The sequence below is a fragment of the Microbacterium sp. 2RAF4 genome, assembly GCF_052115285.1.
Taxonomy (GTDB): domain Bacteria; phylum Actinomycetota; class Actinomycetes; order Actinomycetales; family Microbacteriaceae; genus Microbacterium; species Microbacterium oxydans.
Genome location: NZ_JBFRGI010000002.1, coordinates 475,072 through 492,338 on the forward strand (window position 1 = coordinate 475,072; position 17,267 = coordinate 492,338).

The following is a 17,267-nucleotide window of genomic DNA, read 5'->3' on the forward strand; positions in this document are numbered from 1 at the left end:
GTCGCGGCCACGACGGCGAGGAGTCAGGATCGGGCCACGGGCGTCGCACTCCGTCTCGCCAGCAGCGCGAGGTGGAGCGCGGCGAGCGTCTCCCCGTCGTCGAGGTCTACGTCCAGCAGGTCACCGATCAACGTGAGGCGCTGGTAGAAGACCGATCGCGAGAGGTGACTGGCGTTCGCCGCAGCTGATCGATTCCCGGGGTGCGCGACGAGCGCCGACAGCACGTCGATCAGGTCGCCTCGGCGCTCCCGGTCATACGCCACGACCGGCGCCAGCATCCGCTCGCTGTGCGCGAGAAGGCGATGGTCGTCGCGCAGCGAGGCGACGAACCGCTCCAGCGGACGGTCGTCGACGCGCCGTACGCGGGGACCGCTGTCCGAACGGTCGCTCGCCGCCAGATCGCGCGCGGCCCGAAGCGAGGCGAGCAGTCCCAGCACGTCATCCGCAGGGGGTCCGACGAAGACCGTGCGGTCGGGGCCGACGAGACTCGTGACGAGCGCATCCGTCAGCGGAGCTGATGCCGGCAGCGACAGCAGTGCGACATCGTCGTCACCCACCCGCGCGGCGACGACCGCGACCCCGAGGTTGGCCGCGCGGTGCGCGAGGTGCACCGCAGGCTCCGTGCCGCGTGCCACGATGCCGTGGCAGTGCCGCCCCGCGAGCACGAAACCGCTGGTCGCGAGTCGGGCCTGGATGTCATCCGGACTCGCGAAGCGGGCGCCGAGCAGGTCGTCGATGAGGCCGCGCTGCGCGAGCAGCGACCACTCGGAATCACCGCCGTCCGCGAGGCATCCGAAGGCGAGGGCCGTGGCTCCCTGCTCGAGCACCGTGAGCCGGCCGGCAGGATGCGCAGGTCCGGGGAGTGCGAGGAGGGTCCCCCACCGCACGCCGCGCGCCTGTACGGGCACACGGTCGGCCGAGCGCAGCTTCCCCAGCGCCTCCGCGACCGGCATCCGGAGGGTCTCGTGCGCGATCACCTCACGCGCCAGGTTCTCCAGCACGACGGGTGCGCCGAGCGCCCTCGCCGTCTCCGCGACGACGACGTCGGCCGGGGCTCCCCGCAGGCTCAGCGCCGTGAAGAGCTCGTGCAGGTGCTGGCGTTCGCGCAGGGCAATGGTCTGCGCCGCGATCAGAGCACGGTGCACTGTCTCCGTGACCGTGACGAACTTGACCTCGCTGGTCAGTGCGATCAATGCGAGCCCGCGCTCCGTGCACACCTCGACGACGGCCTCCGGGATGCGCGCTTGGCCCGAGCCGAGCTCGACCACGATACCCGCGACCCCGGCCTGGTGCAGCCCGACCGCGAAAGCACGCAGCTCTGCGGGACCGGTCGGCCAGCCGGCCCCGGTGCTGAGCAGGAGTTCCCCGCCGTCGAGCAGACGGGCGACACCGGCGCTGTCGGACACGTGCACCCAGCGCACGGCGGCATCGAGCGCCCCACCGCCGACGATCACCTCCGGCGCGCCCGCCTGCAGCACGGGCTCCGCGAGGACGTCGGCGACCGTGAGGAGGGCGTCGCCACGAGTCGGACGATATGTCCGGATGGAGCGGAAGTTCTGACGTTCTGACATCACGACCAGCTCCTCGGCTCTGTGATCATTGAGGAGCACAAGCCTATCGGACACCGGTCAGAGTGTTCGAACGGCGCATTCTTCAGCCCTCGGAGGAACATCGTGGACATCGTCCGTCACGTCATCAACGGAGCGGAGACCGCCGAAGCGGCCCGCACCGGCCAGGTCTTCGACCCCGCCACCGGCCAGGTGTCGAAGCAGGTCGCCTTCGCCTCCACCGCCGAGGTGGAATCCGCGATCGCTGCGGCAGCCGCCGCCCTCCCCGCCTGGCGCGAGACGAGCCTGATCAAGCGCGCTGATGTGTTCTTCCGCCTGCGACAGCTGCTCAAGGAGCGCACCCCCGAGCTCGCCGCGATCGTGACGAGCGAGCACGGAAAGGTGCTCTCGGATGCTGCGGGCGAGGTGTCGCGCGGCATCGAGAACGTCGAGTTCGCCGCCGGCCTCGTGCACCTGCTCAAGGGCGAGCGCAGCGAGCAGGTCGCCCGCGGCGTCGACGTGCACTCGGTCAAGCAGCCGGTCGGCGTCGTCGCGGCGATCACCCCGTTCAACTTCCCGGTCATGGTGCCGCTGTGGATGGTGGCCTCGGCCATCGCCTGCGGGAACACGGTCGTCCTGAAGCCCAGCGAGAAGGACCCGTCCGCCTCCGTCTGGATCGCCAAGCTGTTCCAGGAGGCCGGGCTTCCCGACGGCGTGCTGAACGTCGTCCACGGCGACAAGGAGGCCGTGGACGCGATCCTGGACTCCCCGCGCGTCAACGCGGTGAGCTTCGTCGGCTCCACGCCGATCGCCCGCTCGATCTACCAGCGCGCCTCGGCTGCCGGCAAGCGCGTGCAGGCCCTCGGCGGCGCGAAGAACCACATGGTCGTGATGCCCGACGCCGACATCGACGCGGCAGCCGACGCCGCGGTCTCCGCCGCCTACGGCTCTGCCGGGGAGCGCTGCATGGCCGTCTCCGTGCTTGTCGCGGTGGGCGACATCGCCGACGACCTCGTCACGGCGATCGCCGACCGCATCGGGGGCCTCACGATCGGTGCGGGCACCGATGCGGCGAGCGAGATGGGTCCGCTCATCACCCGCGAGCACCGCGACAAGGTCGCCTCCTACGTGACGGGCGCCGAGGCCGAGGGTGCGAAGGTCGTCGTCGACGGCGCGCAGAAGGAGTTCGACTCGGAGGGCTTCTTCCTCGGAGTCAGCCTGATCGATCAGGTCGCCCCCGGCATGAAGGTCTACGACGACGAGATCTTCGGCCCGGTGCTGGCGGTCGTCCGCGTCGACACCTACGCCGACGCGGTCGCCCTCGTGAACGCCAACGCCTACGGCAACGGCACCGCGATCTTCACGCGCGACGGGGGCACGGCCCGTCAGTACGAGTTCGACATCGAGGTCGGCATGGTCGGCGTCAACGTGCCGATCCCCGTGCCGATCGGTGCCTATTCGTTCGGCGGATGGAAGGACTCGCTGTTCGGCGACTCGCACATCTACGGTCCCGAATCGGTGCACTTCTATACGCGCTCCAAGGTCGTCACCACGCGCTGGCCCGACCACACCCCCTCCCAGATCGACCTGGGCTTCCCGAGCAACCACTGATCCGAGGAGCGATGACGATGACGAACTACACCGACCGACACGGGATCGCGCACCCGCTGCCCGCCCCCGAAGCCGAAGCCCAGGTGCGTGCGGACGACCGCGGCCACGTGTTCCACTCCTGGAGCGCGCAGGGCCTGATCGACCCGCTGCCCGTCGCCGCCGGCGAGGGATCGACTTTCTGGGACTACCAGGGCAACGCCTACCTCGACTTCTCGAGCCAGCTCGTGAACCTCAACCTCGGCCATCAGCACCCCGACCTGGTCGCCGCTATCCAGCAGCAGGCCGGGCGCCTCGCGACGATCCAGCCCTCCATCGCCAACGACGTGCGCGGCGAGCTCGCCCGTCTGATCGCGGAGGTCGCACCTGAGGGGTTGGAGAAGGTGTTCTTCACCAACGGCGGCGCCGAGGCCAACGAGTACGCGGTGCGCATGGCCCGCCAGTTCACGGGGCGCCGCAAGGTGCTGTCGATGTACCGCAGCTATCACGGCTCCACCTCGACCGCGATCTCGCTCACCGGCGACCCGCGGCGCTGGGCGAACGACACGGTCGACTCCGGGGCCGTACGCTTCTTCGGACCGTACCTGTACCGCTCGCCGTTCCACGCCGAGACCCCGGAACAGGAGGCGGAGCGGGCTCTCGCACACCTCGAGCAGACGATCCAGCTCGAGGGTCCGCAGACCATCGCGGCGATCATCATCGAGACGGTGGTGGGCACCAACGGCGTGCTCGTTCCGCCGCCCGGCTACCTGCAGGGTGTCCGGGAGCTGTGCGACCGCTACGGCATCGTGTACATCGCAGACGAGGTCATGGTCGGCTTCGGCCGGCTCGGCGAGTGGTTCGGCATCGACGCGTTCGATGCCAGCCCCGACCTGATCACCTTCGCGAAGGGCGTGAACTCGGGCTACGTCCCGCTGGGCGGCGTGGTGATCTCCGACCGCATCGCGAGCGCCTTCGACACGATGCCCTTCGCGGGCGGACTGACCTACTCCGGCCACCCGCTCGCCTGCGCGGCCGGCGTCGCCACGTTCGAGGTGTTCCGTCGTGACGGCATCCTGGAGCGCGTGCGCGACCTCGGCACCCGCATCGTCGAGCCGACCGTGCGCGGCTGGGTCGAGAAGCACCCGAGCGTCGGCGACGTACGCGGTCTCGGGCTGTTCTGGGCCGTCGAACTCGTGCGCGACCAGGAGACGCGCGAGCCCCTCGTGCCGTTCAACGCCTCGGGGGCGGATGCCGCCCCCATGGGTGCCTTCGCCGCGGCTGCCAAGAAGGCCGGGGTCTGGCCGTTCACGCACTTCAACCGCATGCACATCGCTCCGCCGCTGGTGATCAGCGAGGAGGAGCTGGTGCGCGGGCTCGACGTGCTCGACGAGGCGCTCTCCGTGACCGACGAGGCTGCTGCACGCTGACCCCGAGCACACGACACGAAACCCCGGCGACGCGATGTCGTCGGGGTTTCGTGTGCGGGCCGTCCGGCGCCTCATTCCGCGGAGTCGTACACCCGCTCCCCTTCGACCCAGGTACCGCGCACCTCGGTCAGGCCGATCTCGTCGACGGGATGCTCGAACGGATCGCGGTCGAGCAGAGCGAGGTCCGCGCGCATCCCCACCGCGATCGTGCCGGTGTCGTCGAGGTGGTTCACGCGCGCCGAGCCCGCGGTGTACGCCACGAGCGCGGTCGCGAGATCGATCGCCTGCTCCGGCAGGAACGCGGGGTAGTCACCCTCCCACTCGGTCGGCGCGGAACGACGGTTCACCGCGACGTGGATCGCGGCCATCGCATTCGGTGTGCTCACCGACCAGTCGCTTCCCGCGGCGAGCGCAGCCCCCGAGCGCAGCAGGTCGCCGAATGGGTACTGCCACGCCGAGCGCTGCTCCCCGAGGAACGGGATGGTGAGCTCGACCATCTGCGGCTCCAGCGTCGCCCACAGCATCTGCATGTTGGCCGTGACGTCGAGCGCCCGGAACCGGGGGATGTCGTCTGGGTGCACGACCTGGATGTGGGAGATGTGGTGCCTGTTCCCGCGGGGTCCGTTGCGCACGAGCGCGGCCTCGACCGCATCCAGGCACTCCCGCACCGCGCGGTCGCCGATCGCGTGGAAGTGCAGCGTGAATCCGAGGGCGTCGAGCCGCGTCGCCGCTTCCTTGAGCAGCTCGGGTTCGACGAACGAGATCCCGGAGTCCTCGCGCGGATGCCCGTGGCCGTCGCAGTAGGGTTCCAGCATCGCCGCGGTGAAGTTCTCCGCGACGCCGTCCTGCATGATCTTCACGCTGCGTGCCCGGAACCGCCCGACCGTGCTCTCGTCGCGACGCCGCACGATGTCGTCGATCTGCTCCAGGCCGCGCGACCGGTCCCACCACAGCGAACCCACGACGCGACCGGTGAGCGAACCCGATGCGGCCGCGGTCAGGTACGCGGGCAGCGGGTCGCCCGCGTCTCCGTACTCGGTGCCGACGATCGCGTCCTGCCACGCCGTCACGCCGTAGGAGTGCAGGTGGCGCTGCCCTTGCAGGAGCGCCTCCACGAGCCGCTCGGGCGCCTCCGTCGGCAGCAGCCTGTTGACCAGGCCCATCGCACCCTCGTGCAGCGTGCCACTCGGTGCGCCGTTCGCGTCGCGCTCGATCCGTCCGTCCGCTGGATCGACCGTCTCGCGCGTGATGCCGGCGAGCGCGAGCGCACGGGAGTTGACCCAGGCGCCATGGCCGTCGCGGTTGGGCAGGAATGCCGGGCGGTCGGGCACGACGGAGTCGAGGTCTTCCGCCGTCGGTGTGCCTCCGGGGAATGCCGACATCTGCCATCCACCGCCCAGGATCCACTCGTCGTCGGGATGCTCCTGCGCATAGGCGGCGATGCGATCGAGGTACTCCTCGCGCGTCGACAGCTCGGCGAGGTCGCAGCGGAGCATGTCCAACCCACCCCACACCGGGTGCACATGCGCGTCTTGGAACCCCGGCACCAGGAGCCCGCCGTCGAGGTCGACGACCTCGGTGTGCGGGCCGACCAGCGCCGAGACGTCGTGTCCCACTGCACTGATGCGGCCGTTCGTGACGGCGACGGCATGTACGGTCGATCGCGCAGCGTCCGCGAGGAACACCCGTCCTCCTCGCGTGCCGGCGGTGAACACCAGATCTGCGAACACCATAATCACCCTCCAGCCATCGTGCGGGCGATCTCGGTCGCCGAGTCACCCGCGCGCTTGAGGACGACCGCCACCAGCGCGAGTGCCAGCAGCGTGAGCACCAGCATGATCGTCGACACCGCGGCGATCTCCGGGCGCAGTCCGCTTCGGAGGGCGCTGAGCACGTAGACGGGCCACGGCGTCGTGCCGGAGACCTGCACGAAGGCGGAGACGACGGTGTTGTCGAGGCTCAGCGTGAACGAGAGCAGGAACCCGGCGAGCACGGCAGGCATCGCAAGAGGCAGCGTGATCTTGAAGAAGGTGCGCACCGGGGGCGCATAGAGGTCGGCCGAGGCCTCTTCGAGCCGGGCGTCGAGACCCACGAGCCGCGCCCGCACGATGTACGACACGATCGCGATCGAGAACAGCGACTGTCCCACCACGAGTCTCATGGTGCCGTCGTTGAAGATGCCGATCCCGGCGTCCTGTCCGAGGAAGACCAACCACGGCAGGAGTGCGACGGCATCCACGATCTCCGGCGTCACCGACACGAGCAGCAGCAGTCCGAGGAACCACCACACCCACTTGCCGGGATTGCGTGCCATCGCGATGCCGGCGAGGGTTCCCAGCGCGGTGGCGAGCAGAGCCGCCAGCAGGCCGGTGCGCACCGAGACGAGCACGGAGTCGCGGATCGCGGGCTTGTTCACGATCGCGAGGAACGAGTCGAAACCGAAGTGGTCCCACGACACCAGCAGCCGTCCGACGTTGAACGAATACGCGATGATCACGAGGATCGGCAGGAACAGGAACAGGAACACCAGCGCCGCCCAGATCGGCAGCACGAAGCGACCGGCCCCTCGGCGCACGCGCGGTGCGGTCTTCTGCGGTCCATCGGTCACGGCGGTCATGATCCCTCCCCCAGGACGAGGCGGTTGCGTTGCCGGAGCGGCAGGGTCACGAGCCAGAGAATTCCGGCCGCGACGGCGATCGAGAGCATGATGACGATGATGAGCAGTACCGCCATGGCCGAGCCGAGCGCCCAGTTCTGCGCGGTCTGGAACTGACTCGCCACGACCTGCCCGATCATGTTGCCCTTCGCCCCACCGAGCACGGTCGCCGTGATGTAGTCGCCCATGAGCGGGATGTACACCAGCAGCACGCCGGCGATGATGCCGGGTCTGGCCAGGGGCACGGTCACCCGCAGGAAGGTCGTGACGCTGTTCGCACCGAGATCCTTGCTCGCCTCGCGCAGCGGCCCCGATACGCGGTCGAACGCCACGAACAGCGGCAGGATCATCAGCGGCAGGTAGTTGTAGACGACGCCGAGGAGCACCGCGCCGCGCGAATACAGCAGGTCGAGGGGACCGGGGATGACCCCGATGCCCTGCAGCAGCTGCGAGAGCCATCCCTCGGGGGCGAGGATCACCTGCCAGCCGATGGTGCGCACGAGGAAGTTGGTCCAGAACGGCACCATCACGAGCGCGAGCAGGAGTCCGCGCTTCGATGGCGGGGCCTTCACCGCGATCCAGTAGGCGACCGGACCGCCGATCACCAGACACAGGGCCGTGCCGAGGATGCCGATCCACAGCGTATTCAGGAACGTGCTGAAGAACGTCGGGGAGAGAGCTTCGATGTAGCGGTCGAACGAGAGGTGGTCGAGCGCATGCGTGGCGAAGATGCTCGGCTTGTAGCCGAAGCTGAACACCACGACCATGAAGATCGGGGCCACGAAGAAGATGAGCAGCCAGGCCCAGGCGGGGATCGCGAGTCCGAACTTGAGCTTAGGCACCGGCGGCCGCCTTCATCGAGTTCCAGATCGAGACGACACGGTCCTGCGCATCGGTCAGCTTGCCCTCGTGCATCGTGGCCACCTGCTCCTCGTCGAAGAACACCATGTCGAGCCGCTCCAGCCCTGCGGCCTCCGCTTCCTCGCGGATGCCGGAGATGCCGGTGTCGTAGCCGATGTAGTCGACCTGTGCGAGCTGCACGTCGGGCTGCAGCACGAAGTCGATGAACGCGTGCGCGGCCTCGGGGTGCGGAGCTCCCGCGGCGATGGCCCAGTTGTCCATCCACAGCTCCGTCGCCGGACTCCCGAGCACCCACTGCCAGCGGTCAGGGTCGTCCGACTCGAAGATGCCGAGCCGCGCGTCGCCGTTGTAGGACTGCAGCAGCGCGTGGGACGCCTGCGGGATCGACGACCCTCCCGGGTACGAGTCGAACGCCGAGACGTGCGGAGCCAGATCCTTCACGAGGAACTTCTCGACGGCATCGAGGTCGTCCGGATCAGTGGTCGTCCAGTCGATGCCGTTCGCCCAGAAGTAGATGCCCAGCAGCGGTGCCGGGTCGTCGAGCACCGAGGTCGAGCCGGAGGCCTCGTTCTGCGCCGCGTCGATGAAGTCCTTCCAGGTCGTGAGCTCGCGCGAGATCACCCTCTTGTCGTACACGAACCCGGTGGTCCCCCAGGCCTTGCACACCGAGTACTCGTTGCCCGGATCCCAGGAGCGTCCCCGGAATTCAGGGGCCACGTGCTTCATGTTCGGCAGCAGGTCGAGGTTGAACTTCTGCAGGAGCCCGTTCTCGGCCATGGGTCCGACGAACACCCCGGTCGGCACCACGATGTCGTAGCCGGAGGTGCCGCGGGCGGCGACCAGCTTCGCGATCAGCTCCTCGTTCGAGTTGAAGGCGTCGAGCACGATGCGCGGGCCGCTCTCCGCGGTGAACTGCTCGAGCACCTCCGGGGCGTCGTAGTCACCCCAGCTGTAGATGGAGAGCTTGTCCTCGAGCGGTCCGCCCTTCGCGTGCACCGACGCGGCGTTCTGTCCCGGTGCGCAGGCGCTGAGCACGACCGCACCACCCGCCATGATCGCGGTGGCGAGGAAGCCGCGACGGGTCAGCTCGGTGCGGATCACCCGCGCCGCGCTCCGGTGCGCCAGCACGCGCACCGGAGGTGCGGCCGTCACAGCCCGCCGTCCTTGGGCAGGGTGATCACGTGCGTCGCGGTGGTGGGGATGCCCTCGGCCGCGAACAGCCGCGCATCCGCGGGATCCCACACGCAGCGGACGGCGTCGTCCACTCCCACCCGCGGGGCGGTCGGAGCCGGCATACGCGACAGGAACGTGGCATCCTCGCCGACTCTGACCGCGACCTGCAGGGTCTCGCCCAGGTGGGAGACCCCGAGCACGCGCCCAGGGACCCCCGCTCCTTCGCCCTGTTCCAGGCGGATGTACTCCGGCCGGATGGCGGCGACGGCCGGCTGCCCCGCCGCCACACGCTCCCCGCCCCAGCGGCCCGCGATCACGCCTATGGCGGAGTCGACCGCCTCTCCATCTGCACGAACCGTGCCGTGCACGAAGTTCTGCTGCCCGATGAACGACGCCACGTACGCAGAAGCCGGCTCCGCATAGATGGCGTCCGGTGCATCGAGCTGCTCGATCCGCCCCGCGCGCATCACGGCGATCCGATCACTCATCGACAGCGCCTCGGCCTGATCGTGGGTGACGAACACGAAGGTCGTGCCCAGCCGCGCCTGCAGCAGCTTGAGCTCGAGCTGCATCTCCTCGCGCAGCTGGCGGTCCAAGGCCGCCAGCGGCTCGTCGAGCAGGAGCACGCTGGGACGGTTGATGAGTGCACGCGACAGCGCGATGCGCTGCTGCTGTCCGCCGGAGAGCTGTGTGGGTTTGCGGTCGGCGAAGGCCCGCAGCTGCACCATGTCCAGTGCTTCGCTGACCCGTTCGCGCTGCTCGGCCTTGGGCACGCGGCGCTGCTGCAGACCGTAGGCGACGTTCTCGGCGACGGTGAGGTGCGGGAACAGGGCGTAGGCCTGGAAGACGGTGTTCACCTCGCGCCGATACGGAGGGAGATTCAGGACGCTGCGGCCGGAGATGAGGATGTCCCCGGCATCCGGGTACTCGAAGCCCGCGATCATGCGCAGAGTGGTCGTCTTCCCGCAGCCGGACGGGCCAAGGAGGGAGAGGAACTCCCCCGGTTGCACGTCGAGGCTCAGGTCGTCGACGGCGGTGGCAGTGCCATAGCGCTTGGTGACGCCGTCGATGTGGACCGCGCCGGTGGCGGTGGGTGCATCGAGTGTGGCCGTCGACATTCGGGTGTTGTCGGGCATGGAGCCTCCCCATCGAGATTCGCTTGTCGCGAGTCTGTCACAGGAAGGGCGCCAGGTATAGCGAAATCGGAAGCCTCTTGACGATTTCGCAACGGTATCCGTTGCGAATTCAGGAAACGGCGACCGATTGGCATCGATCAGAGCAGGAAGCCACGCAGCAGGGCTTCGGACCCGGCGAGATGATCGCGCATCGCCGCCTCGGCAACATCCGGACGTCCGGCGAGGATCGCGGAGACGATGCTCTCGTGCTGCTCCCCCGAGTGCTGGATGTTGCGCGGCATCAGCGGGAACGTATCGAGCCACGCATTGACGTCGGCCCTGTTCTCGGCGACGAGCGCGACCAGAGACGGAATTCCGGCAGCCTCGGCGATGGCAAGGTGCAGCAGGGTGTCCAAGCGCCGATACTCCTCCGGACCTGCCGGTACCGCCGCCTCGTGTCGCGCCCAGAGGTCGGCACGGGTCGAGGCGTCCAAGGAGCGACTCGCCGCCGCGCGCACGGCTCCGGTCTCGAGCACGCGGCGCAGCCCGAGAACGTCGTCGATCTCGTCCGGTGTCACCGCCCCCGGCACGCTCGGGTGGGGCAGTGGATCGGCCACGAACGTCCCCCCGTAACGCCCACGCCGCGGCAGCAGGTAGCCGGTGTCGGCCAGCTCGCGGATCGCCTCGCGCACGGTGTCGCGACTCACCCCGAACGACGCCGCCAGCTCCCGCTCCGGGGGCAGCGACTCGCCAGGAGCGACCACACCGAGCCGGATCGTCTGCACGAGTCGGGCCACCGCGTCCTCGAGCGCATTGCCGCGCCGCAGCGGCCGATAGACGGCCCTTCGCACTTCGACGAGGTCGCCGTCGTGGGAGTGCTCGCTCATGCCATCACCCTGTCACAGCGAGGTGAGGGTGGCTCACAGCGGGGTGACGTAGGCGTTCGTGATCCCGCCGTCGACGACGAAGGCACTCGCGGTGATGAACGACGCGTCGTCCGAGGCGAGGAACGCCACGGCCGCTGCGAGCTCGGCGGGCTCGGCGAAGCGCCCCATCGGCACATGCACGAGGCGCCGCTGCGCCCGCTCCGGGTCTTTCGCGAACAGCTCCTGCAGCAACGGGGTGTTCACGGGTCCAGGGCACAGCGCATTCACCCGCACTCCCTGACGGGCGAACTGCACGCCCAGCTCGCGGGACATCGCCAGCACGCCGCCCTTCGACGCGGTGTAGCTGATCTGCGAGGTGGCCGATCCCAGCAGCGCGACGAAGGATGCGGTGTTGATGATCGATCCACGCCCCGCCGGCACCATGTGCCGCAGTGCCGCACGGCTGCACAGGTACACGCTCTTGAGGTTCACGTCCTGCACGCGATCCCACGCCGGGAGCTCCGTCGTCTCGATGGAGTCGTCGTCGGCCGGCGAGATGCCCGCGTTGTTGAAGGCGATGTCGATCCGCCCGAACTCCGCCGCGACGCCGTCGAACAGCGCGTTCACCTTCGCCTCGTCGGCGACGTCGACCGGGCGGAACACGCCGCCCACCTCGGCGGCCGCCGCCTCTCCTGTCCTCGGATCGACGTCGGCGATCACGACGAAGGCCCCCTCGGCTGCGAAGCGCTGGGCGGTGGCGAACCCGATGCCGCTCGCTCCACCGGTGATGATGGCGACGCGGTCCTTGAGACGCTGGGTCAGATCGATGCTCATGTGGGTTCTCCGTTCCGGATGGGTGAAAGGACGACGCGATCAGGGTTCATCGGTCGCGAAGAAGACGTTCTTGGTCTCGGTGAAGTGCTCGGCGGCGTCGGGGCCGAGTTCGCGCCCCAGGCCCGACGCCTTCATGCCGCCGAACGGCGTGGAGTACCGCACCGAGGAGTGCGAGTTCACGGACAGCACGCCGCTGCGCACCCCTCGGGCCACGCGGACACCGCGTCCCAGGCTCTCGGTCCAGACGGAGCCCGCGAGACCGTAGGCCGTGTCGTTGGCCAGGCGGATGGCATCGGCCTCGTCCTCGAACGGCATCACCGCGACGACGGGCCCGAACACCTCCTGCTGCGCGATGCGGTCGGCGGGGTCGGCGAGCACCACGGCCGGAGCGAACCAGAACCCGTCCCCCTCGGGCGCACTGCCGCGGAAGGCGATGTCTGCACCGTCGAGGAACGACGCCACGGTATCGCGGTGTCCCGCAGAGATGAGTGGCCCCATATCGGTGTCATCACGAGCAGGGTCGCCCACACGCCAGGCGGCGACGGCCGGTTCGAGCAGTTCGAGGAACCGGTCGTAGACCGAGCGCTGCACGAGCAGGCGGCTGCGGGCACAGCAGTCCTGGCCGGCATTGTCGAACACCGAACCGGGGACTCCGGCCGCGGCGCGTTCGAGATCCGCGTCCTCGAACACGATGTTCGCGCTCTTGCCCCCGAGTTCGAGTGTGACGGGCTTGAGTGCTCGCGCGCAGCCCGCCGCGACTTCGACGCCCACCTCGGTCGAGCCCGTGAAGACGACCTTCCGCACGTCCGGATGCTCGACCAGACGCTGTCCGACGACCGAGCCGGAGCCTGTGACGACCTCGAACAGCCCCTCCGGCAGTCCTGCTTCGCGCGCGAGCTCGCCGAGGCGGATGGCGGTGAGAGGTGTCAGCTCGGCGGGCTTCAGCACCACGGCGTTGCCCGCGGCGAGCGCTGGTGCGAACGCCCACGAGGCGATCGTCATCGGGAAGTTCCACGGAACGATCACGCCGACCACGCCGTAGGGGTCGTGGAACGTGACATCGAGTCCGCCGGCCACCGGGATCTGTCGCCCGGACAAGCGCTCCGGGTCGGCGGAGTAGTAGTTGAGCACCTGGGCGACGTGACCGGCTTCCCAGCGAGCCGAGCCGATCGGATGCCCGGAATTGAGCACTTCGAGCTGCGCCAGCTCTTCGGCCGCGGCTTCCACCGCGCGGGCGAACGAGCGGAGCGCATCGGCTCGTGCCACCGGGGCCAGGGCCGCCCACCGACGCTGCGCCGCGACGGCACGGGCGATCGCGGCATCCGTCTCTTCGATGCCGGCCCTGGCGACCTCGCGGATCGCGGCCCCGGTGGACGGGTTGATGACTGTGAACGCGCTCATCGGGCGTCCTCCTTCCGCCCGGCGGCGAACGCACGAGCCTGCGAGACGAGATCTTCGAAGAGACGTCGGTCTTCGGCGTTCTCCTCCGGATGCCACTGGATGCCGACGACGTGACCGTCCGCGGTGTCGACGAACGCCTGCACGAGCCCGTCGGCGGAGTGCGCAGCGGCGACCAGCCCCTCCCCGAGTCGATCGATGCCCTGATGGTGATAGCTGTGCACGCGCACGTCGCCGGCACCGAGGACCCCGGCGAGCGCGGTGTCGTCCGAGACCTCGATGTCGTTCTCGGCGAACACGCCTCCACCCAGGCGGTATCGCTCGGTGCCGAGCGACTCGGGCAGGTGCTGGTGCAGCGTGCCCCCGCGCGCCACGTTGACGAGCTGCAGCCCGCGGCAGATCGCGAGCACCGGTATGCGGCGCCGCTCGGCCGCGCGGAACAGCGCCAGCTCCCACGCGTCGCGGTCGACCCGGGCCGGATCCGTGAGCGGATGCCGCTCCTCGCCGTAGAGCTCGGGGGCGACGTCGGCCCCTCCGGACAGGATCAGTCCGTCCAGCCCGGCGATGGCTGCATCAGCCGACTCGGGGTCCTGCGGCGGCAGGAGCAGTGCGATTCCGCCCGATGCCGTCACCCCGGTCAGATACTGCTCGGGCAGGAACGCCGCCCGCACATCCCACACCCCCTGCTGCGCCCGCTCGAGATAGGTCGTGACACCGATCAGCGGCGCCCGGTCAGAGCCGCTCGAAACCACGGATCCGCTCCCAGTCGGTGACGGCGGCGTCGTAGGCCTCGACCTCGATACGCGCCTGGTTGAGGTAGTGATCCACGACATCGTCGCCGAACGCTTCGCGCGCGATGGCCGACTCGCTGAACAGCTGTGCCGCTTCGCGCAGCGTGGTGGGAAGGTGCTCGACGCCGGCCTCGTAGGCGTTGCCGGTGAAGCGGTCGGGCAGGGGAAGCTCGTTCTCGATGCCGTACAGACCGCCGGCGATGATGGCCGAGATACCGAGGTAGGGGTTCACGTCGCCGCCCGGCACCCGGTTCTCGACCCTGAGCCCCGACCCCGCCCCGATCACGCGCAGCGCACAGGTGCGGTTGTCGATGCCCCAGGCCACTCCGGTCGGGGCGAAACTGCCCTTCGCGAACCGCTTGTACGAGTTGATGTTGGGCGCATAGAGCAGGGTGAACTCCCGGAGCGTGGCGAGGATGCCGGCGATCCAGTGCCCCATGATCGGACTGAATCCGTGCTCGCCGTCTCCGGCCATGACCGGAGTGCCGTCGTCGGCGCGCAGCGAGAGGTGGATGTGGCAGCTGTTGCCCTCGCGCTCATTGAACTTCGCCATGAAGGTGAGCGCCTGGCCGTGCTGCTCCGCGATCTCCTTCGCGCCGTTCTTGTACAGCGCGTGCTGGTCGGCGGTCTCGCGCACCTCGGCATAGCGGAAGGCGATCTCCTGCTGCCCGAGGTTGCACTCGCCCTTCACGCCCTCGCAGTACAGCCCGGCCCCGTCCATGCTGTTGCGGATGTCCCGCAGCAGCGGCTCGAGGCGCGTCGAGGCGAGCAGGTTGTAGTCGACGTTGTAGTCGGTCGACGGGGTCAGCCCCTCGTACTTGCGGGCCCAGGCATCGCGGTAGGTGTTGTCGAAGACGATGAACTCGAGCTCGGTGCCGGAGAACGCGGTCCAGCCGCGTTCGGCCAGTCGGTCGCGCTGGCGGTCGAGGATCGCCCGCGGCGACGGGCCCACCGGTTCGCCGTTTCCCCACACCAGGTCCGCGATCACCAGCGCCGTCCCCGCCAGCCAGGGGATCCGGCGCAGCGTCGCGACGTCGGGCCGCAGCACCATGTCGCCGTAGCCGCGATCCCACCCCGACATCGCGTAGCCGTCGACCGTGTTCATGTCCACATCGACCGACAGCAGGTAGTCGCAGGCCTCTGCGCCGTGATGCACGATGTCCTCCTGGAACAGTCGCGCGGACACCCGCTTGCCGACCAGCCGACCCTGCGCATCCGCGAAGGCCACGATCACCGTGTCGATCTCGCCGGCGGCGATGCCGGCATCCAGTTGCTCGATGCTCAGGTTTCCCGCCATCGTCTCGCTCCCGTCGTCGTGGTGAAGCGATCGGCCGACCGGCTTCGCCATCAGAGTAGATCACCAGAACGTTTAAAGGTAGACGAAACCACCATTGGCTGTCACAATCATCCGCAAGGTGCACCCGGCGCCTTTGTGTGCTTGCGAACGGAGAGCGGATGTCTGAGCAGAGCAGTGAATCCCGCAAGGTCGCTGGGGCGACCTATACACGCGCCGGGAACGAATACTTCGAGAAACGCACCCTGAAGAGGTCGGCCGGTGTCTGGGGCCTGTGGGGTCTCGCAGTCGCCGCCGTCATCTCCGGAGACTTCTCCGGCTGGAACTTCGGCATCGACTTCGCGGGCTTCGGCGGGATGCTGATCGCCTTCGTGATCCTCGTGCTCATGTACTACGGCATGATCTTCGCGATCGGCGAGATGGCCGCGATGATGCCCCACACCGGGGGCGCCTACTCCTTCGCACGATCGGCGATGGGACCGTGGGGCGGCCTGGTCACGGGCGCGGCGGAGACGATCGAATACGTCGCGACCACGGCGGTGATCGTCTACTTCTCGGCGTCGTATGCGAACGGCATCACGAGCGAGCTGCTGGGGATCCAGTTGCCGGGGTGGCTCTGGTACCTCATCCTCTACGTCGTGTTCATCGCGCTGAACTCCGCGGGGGCCGCGATCTCGTTCCGATTCGCGATCGTCGTCTCGATCATCTCGATCGGCATCATCCTGGTGTTCTCCCTGATGGCGATCTTCTCCGGTGCCTTCAGCTGGGCCGCGCTGTGGGACATCGCCCCCGACCCCGGCCAGACCGAGTTCCTGCCGCACGGCGTGCTGCCGATCCTGTTCGCGCTCCCGTTCGCGATGTGGTTCTTCCTCGGCATCGAAGAACTCCCCCTGGCCGCCGAGGAGTCGCACAACCCGACCCGCGACATCCCCAAGGCCGGCTTCTGGGCGCGAGGCACCCTCATCGTCACGGGTCTGCTCGTCCTCTTCCTGAACACCGGCGTGATCGGCGCCGAGGCCACCGGCACCGCGGGCGAGCCGCTGCTCGACGGCTTCCGCGCCATCGTGGGCGACCAACTCGCCGCCGTGCTCGCGCTCTTCGCTCTGATCGGCCTGCTCGCCTCCCTGCAGGGCATCATGTTCGCCTACGGCCGCAACATGTACTCGCTCTCCCGCGCAGGCTACTACCCTCGCTTCCTCTCCCTCACCGGCAAGCGGCAGACGCCGTGGGTGGCGCTCGTCGTCGGTGCGGCGATCGGCTTCGTCGCCCTCATCGTGCTCGACGTGCTCGCGGCGGTCGACGCCGAAGGCGCCGGGTCGGTGGCAGGCGCGATCGTGCTGAACATCGCAGTCTGGGGCGCGGTGCTCGCCTACGGACTCCAGCTCGTGTCGTTCATGATCCTGCGCAGGAAGTACCCGGACGTCGCGCGCCCGTACCGGAGCCCGTGGGGGATCCCCGGCGCAGCTGTCGCGCTCGTGATCGCCGCGCTGATCTTCGTCGGGTTCCTGCTGAATCCGACGTTCGGCCCCGCGATCGTGGCGATCGCCATCGTCTACGTCGTGATCCTGCTCGGATTCGGGCTCTTCTTCCGCCACCGTCTGGTGCTGTCGCCCGAAGAGGAGTACGCGATCTCCGGCGGCTCCCACGGGGACCCGCAGACCGAGGGCTACGACGCCATGGAGGGCGAGGTGTTCGACGACAGCGGCAGATGACCC

14 protein-coding genes are annotated in these 17,267 nt (G+C 69.0%); 3 read left to right on the forward strand and 11 right to left on the reverse strand.

Annotated elements, in window-relative coordinates:
• Positions 1-23 precede the first annotated feature (23 nt).
• Positions 24-1,571, reverse strand: coding sequence for a PucR family transcriptional regulator ligand-binding domain-containing protein (locus AB4070_RS06430; RefSeq protein ID WP_441980555.1), 1,548 nt, complete (start codon positions 1,569-1,571; stop codon positions 24-26).
• 102 nt (positions 1,572-1,673) lie between these two features.
• Here AB4070_RS06430 and AB4070_RS06435 point away from each other — a divergent pair, with 102 nt between their 5' ends.
• Together AB4070_RS06435 and AB4070_RS06440 are read left to right on the forward strand one after the other, a co-directional pair.
• The gene (locus tag AB4070_RS06435) at positions 1,674-3,158 is read left to right on the forward strand and encodes a CoA-acylating methylmalonate-semialdehyde dehydrogenase (protein ID WP_441979382.1); all 1,485 of its coding nucleotides are present in this window, start codon (positions 1,674-1,676) and stop codon (positions 3,156-3,158) included.
• Positions 3,159-3,175: 17 nt separating this feature from the next.
• Positions 3,176-4,564: an aspartate aminotransferase family protein gene (locus AB4070_RS06440; RefSeq protein ID WP_441979383.1), complete on the forward strand. Its 1,389-nt coding sequence runs from the start codon at positions 3,176-3,178 to the stop codon at positions 4,562-4,564.
• A 71-nt stretch (positions 4,565-4,635) separates the two neighbouring features.
• On the opposite strand, the gene AB4070_RS06445 is transcribed toward AB4070_RS06440, so the two are convergent.
• The 10 genes from AB4070_RS06445 to AB4070_RS06490 all read right to left on the reverse strand — a co-directional run bounded on the left by AB4070_RS06445 (position 4,636) and on the right by AB4070_RS06490 (position 15,606).
• Positions 4,636-6,297: an amidohydrolase gene (locus AB4070_RS06445; protein ID WP_441979384.1), complete on the reverse strand. Its 1,662-nt coding sequence runs from the start codon at positions 6,295-6,297 to the stop codon at positions 4,636-4,638.
• Positions 6,298-6,299: 2 nt separating this feature from the next.
• Positions 6,300-7,181, reverse strand: coding sequence for an ABC transporter permease (locus AB4070_RS06450; protein ID WP_441979385.1), 882 nt, complete (start codon positions 7,179-7,181; stop codon positions 6,300-6,302).
• The gene (locus AB4070_RS06455; RefSeq protein ID WP_441979386.1) at positions 7,178-8,062 is read right to left on the reverse strand and encodes an ABC transporter permease; all 885 of its coding nucleotides are present in this window, start codon (positions 8,060-8,062) and stop codon (positions 7,178-7,180) included. Before AB4070_RS06455 ends, AB4070_RS06450 begins: the two co-directional genes overlap by 4 nt.
• Positions 8,055-9,233, reverse strand: coding sequence for a polyamine ABC transporter substrate-binding protein (locus tag AB4070_RS06460; RefSeq protein ID WP_441979387.1), 1,179 nt, complete (start codon positions 9,231-9,233; stop codon positions 8,055-8,057). The genes AB4070_RS06455 and AB4070_RS06460 overlap by 8 nt, the downstream gene beginning before the upstream one ends.
• Positions 9,230-10,390 carry an ABC transporter ATP-binding protein gene (locus AB4070_RS06465; RefSeq protein ID WP_441979388.1) on the reverse strand — a complete coding sequence of 387 codons (1,161 nt, stop codon included), beginning with the start codon at positions 10,388-10,390 and terminating at the stop codon, positions 9,230-9,232. The genes AB4070_RS06460 and AB4070_RS06465 overlap by 4 nt, the downstream gene beginning before the upstream one ends.
• A 137-nt stretch (positions 10,391-10,527) precedes the next feature.
• Positions 10,528-11,256 (reverse strand): FadR/GntR family transcriptional regulator, encoded by a 729-nt coding sequence (locus AB4070_RS06470; protein ID WP_441979389.1) that lies wholly within the window; start codon positions 11,254-11,256, stop codon positions 10,528-10,530.
• A gap of 33 nt (positions 11,257-11,289) precedes the next feature.
• Entirely contained in the window at positions 11,290-12,069 is a 780-nt protein-coding gene (locus AB4070_RS06475) for a 3-oxoacyl-ACP reductase (protein ID WP_441979390.1), read from the reverse strand.
• Positions 12,070-12,108: 39 nt separating this feature from the next.
• Entirely contained in the window at positions 12,109-13,470 is a 1,362-nt protein-coding gene (locus AB4070_RS06480; protein ID WP_441979391.1) for an aldehyde dehydrogenase family protein, read from the reverse strand.
• Positions 13,467-14,219, reverse strand: a complete 753-nt coding sequence (locus tag AB4070_RS06485; RefSeq protein WP_441979392.1) for a gamma-glutamyl-gamma-aminobutyrate hydrolase family protein — start codon at positions 14,217-14,219, stop codon at positions 13,467-13,469. Before AB4070_RS06485 ends, AB4070_RS06480 begins: the two co-directional genes overlap by 4 nt.
• Positions 14,200-15,606, reverse strand: coding sequence for a glutamine synthetase family protein (locus AB4070_RS06490; RefSeq protein WP_441979393.1), 1,407 nt, complete (start codon positions 15,604-15,606; stop codon positions 14,200-14,202). Before AB4070_RS06490 ends, AB4070_RS06485 begins: the two co-directional genes overlap by 20 nt.
• Before the next feature lie 107 nt (positions 15,607-15,713).
• On the opposite strand from AB4070_RS06490, the gene AB4070_RS06495 reads away from it, so the two are divergent.
• Entirely contained in the window at positions 15,714-17,264 is a 1,551-nt protein-coding gene (locus AB4070_RS06495; RefSeq protein ID WP_441979394.1) for an amino acid permease, read from the forward strand.
• Positions 17,265-17,267: the final 3 nt, after the last annotated feature.